The following is a 3,189-nucleotide window of genomic DNA, read 5'->3' as shown; positions in this document are numbered from 1 at the left end:
ACCGTCGCACTCCTTGTGAGTGCGTGGATTGAAATACTAGTTATTTTTGTGTTACTACAAAATTAAACAAGGTCGCACCTTACATAGGTGCGTGGATTGAAATGGTGCCTTCTCGGCGAGAAGTTGGGGGGAGTTTATAGATCTGTTAATACAAAAAATCGGGAGTCAATAGAAAAGATGGAGGGGCGAACTTGGTTGAGAAAGGTAAAAGATAATGAAAATCTAATGAAAATAATGGAGATGAATTTAAAGCGATTGCAGAATACCATTGAAGAAATGGAAGAAAAAAGGGGAAGCATTTTTATTCGTTGGTTAGATCAGCAGAACAAATACCTGGAGTGGGAGCTTGATTTTGATCCAAAAAGGTTGAAAAGATACAAAAGAGGAGAAGTTGTTCATATACACTTTGGCTTTAATGCGGGATCCGAACATGGGGGGCCGCATTGGGCTGTGGTACTAGATGATAACAAAAGATCCAGTCCTACTGCAGTAGTGTTGCCCTGCTGCTAGACTAAAAAGTAGACATGGAGAACCGAGAATCGGGTAAAATGAATCTATCCAAATTCGAGGTGCTACCATGACGAAAAAATACGATAAAGAATTTAAACTGCAAACGATTCAGATGATCCAGGAAGAAGGGAAAGCGGTGGCGCAGGTCGCCCGCGAACTGGGGATCAGCGACAACACCCTGTATCGTTGGATGGCGGAATACAAGAAAGACGGCGCACAGGCCTTTCCAGGCAGTGGGCAACTGAAAGCCGACGATAAAGCAATGAGAGATCTTCAGAAACGCCTTCGTGATCTGGAAGAGGAGAACGACATCTTAAAAAAGGCGATGCACTACTTCGCCAAAGACCGGCGCTGATCTATGCCTTCATCCACGATCATCGCTTCAAGTGCCGAGTCTCGAAGATGTGCGAAGCCTTTGAAGTATCCCGAAGCGGCTATTACAAATGGACCCAGCGAAAAGCCAGCAAACGTGAAAAGCGACGTCGCAAGCTGGAGCGGCGGATCCGTCGTATCTTTCTAGAATCCCGTCGATTATATGGAAGCCCCAAAGTAGCAAAAGAACTGCACAAGCAGGGCATACGAGTGTCCGAGAAAACAGTCGCTCGGATCATGAAGGAGCTGGGTTTACGTTCTCGCACGGTGAAGAAATACAAGGCCACAACCAACTCGAAGCACAACCTGCCTGTCCAAGAGAACGTGTTGAACCGCGAGTTTAATCCGTCCGCTCCAAACAAGGCCTGGGTGGCTGATATTACGTATATCCCGACCGATGAGGGTTGGCTATACCTGGCAAGCATCATGGACCTGTACAGTCGTAAAATCGTTGGATTTCACATGGATGAGCGAATGACGAAAGAACTCGTGTTAACGGCGCTGGACCGCGCCCACAGCCAGCAGCGACCGTGCGAAGAGGTTCTGCATCATTCGGATCGCGGCAGCCAGTACGCTTCTCATGACTACCAGGCGCGGCTGCGCACCTACAAGATGAAAGGCAGTATGAGCCGCAAAGGGAACTGCTACGATAATGCGTGTATTGAATCGTTCCACAGTGTGCTTAAGAAAGAACTTGTCTACTTGGAGAAGTTCAAAACACGCAAGCAAGCCAAGAAACGCATTTTTGAATATATTACCTGCTTCTACAATGGAAAACGAATCCATTCCGCGATTGGGTATTCTACGCCCAATGAGTGCGAACGTATGTACCGATCTACCGCATAATTTTCTCGATTCTTTGTGTCTACTCTATTGACAGAGGTACACCCCTTGGTTCTCTTAGTGAGGATCAGTCATGCAGTGATGTACATACTGATGATGTATATTTAGGCGTAATTCCGGCCATCAATGACAATAAAGTATTTGCTATACCCACTCAGATTAGAGCTATAAGCAAATTGAGAATAACTAAACCGAAGAAGACGAAAGATACCTCCTATTTTCTAACGAATGAGCAATTAGATGCTATAGATCGTAAAATTTTTGACTTGTTTTTCAAAAAATCAAAAGCAATTTATTCGCATATTTCAGAAGCAGCTTCAACTTCCGAAATAACATAAGTTGACTTTTTAAACTACACTCCTTATAATTTAATTATCGTTGGTTCACTAGGATGCAACATTAAATCATAAACAGCGCCCTTTGCGGCATTTAAAGAATTCAATTGATGCAAATTTAAAGAGAAGCCACTCCTTATGGGGTGGCTTCGGTCGTTAATCGCTGTATTTGAGTTGTGAGGTAATTCGGAGCAGATAAACCGTGCGTTTCGATCAAAAGCTGATCGCTGTCATATGGCGACTGCTCTTAAATGGTCCGGGCTTCGTGAATCGTTTTGGAATCAAATTCGCTGTAGATCGCTTGGACAAGCGCCTTCATTGCACCTAATCCGCTTTGCGCCGAGGATGGCATAGCCCATCGCCCGCTTAAAAGTCGCACCCATGTAGGTGCGTGGATTGAAATACGATTGAGGAGGGGAGCGACACCTTCCTCCAAGACTTGTCGCACCTTACGCAGGTGCGTGGAATGAAAAGTCTAATCCTATAAAGAAATCTATGTCTTGATAGTCGCACCCTATATGAGTGTGTGAATTGAAATGGTGTCCTCTCGGCGAGAAGTTAGGGAAGTTTATAGATCTGTTGGATAATATTGAATGGACGGCGAAAAGTAAAAGAAAGCTCGCATGACAAGTTCCCAAATATGCAGAATGGTGTAAAGGAAAATCAATCTTGCAGGAGATGGAAGAAAACAACGATTCTATTATTTGGCTAATGGGTGGCTATAAGGGATTAACCTTGCCCAGGCAGCTTCTGATCATAGATGGAGTAAAAAGTACAATCAATGTGGACCATGTTGAAGGATCTTATTTGTCACATGTGTTGGTTAGAATTATTCTCGAGTAAAGTCACAGTGACTGCGGGAGTTTGGTGCGAACCCCAAGCGCACATGATTCCCTGGGGGGTTCGCACCACGCGCCGTGCGTGGGCTGATAGCATTTTGACCTCTTTTTTGCTATGCTTAAAACAGCCATTTTACAAGGTTCGCACTTTTGAGCCTCTGAGCCCTTGCTGGGCCTGGGCTCATTTCGGGCGCTGTCGCACCTTACATAGGTGCGTGGATTGAAATACTATATAGGTGGCTTTATGATGACAAGAATTGCATGTCGCACCTTACATAGGTGCGTGGATT

2 protein-coding genes are annotated in these 3,189 nt (G+C 44.9%); both read left to right on the top strand.

Annotated features, from left to right (window positions below; all coding sequences use genetic code 11):
• The first annotated feature begins 195 nt into the window (after positions 1-195).
• Positions 196-510, top strand: a complete 315-nt coding sequence (locus tag C812_RS16865; RefSeq protein WP_157274745.1) for a hypothetical protein — start codon at positions 196-198, stop codon at positions 508-510.
• A 67-nt stretch (positions 511-577) separates the two neighbouring features.
• Positions 578-1,728 (top strand): IS3 family transposase gene (locus C812_RS16855; RefSeq protein ID WP_279626232.1). Its coding sequence is split into 2 segments (ribosomal slippage): positions 578-833 and positions 833-1,728, totalling 1,152 coding nucleotides; the frame shifts between segments, so codons are not numbered across the junction.
• The last annotated feature ends 1,461 nt before the right edge of the window (positions 1,729-3,189 follow it).

The organism is Paenibacillus barengoltzii G22, from assembly GCF_000403375.2.
GTDB lineage: Bacteria > Bacillota > Bacilli > Paenibacillales > Paenibacillaceae > Fontibacillus > Fontibacillus barengoltzii.
Note: the sequence above shows the minus strand (reverse complement) of the source record. Positions and strands in the feature narration are given on the sequence as shown.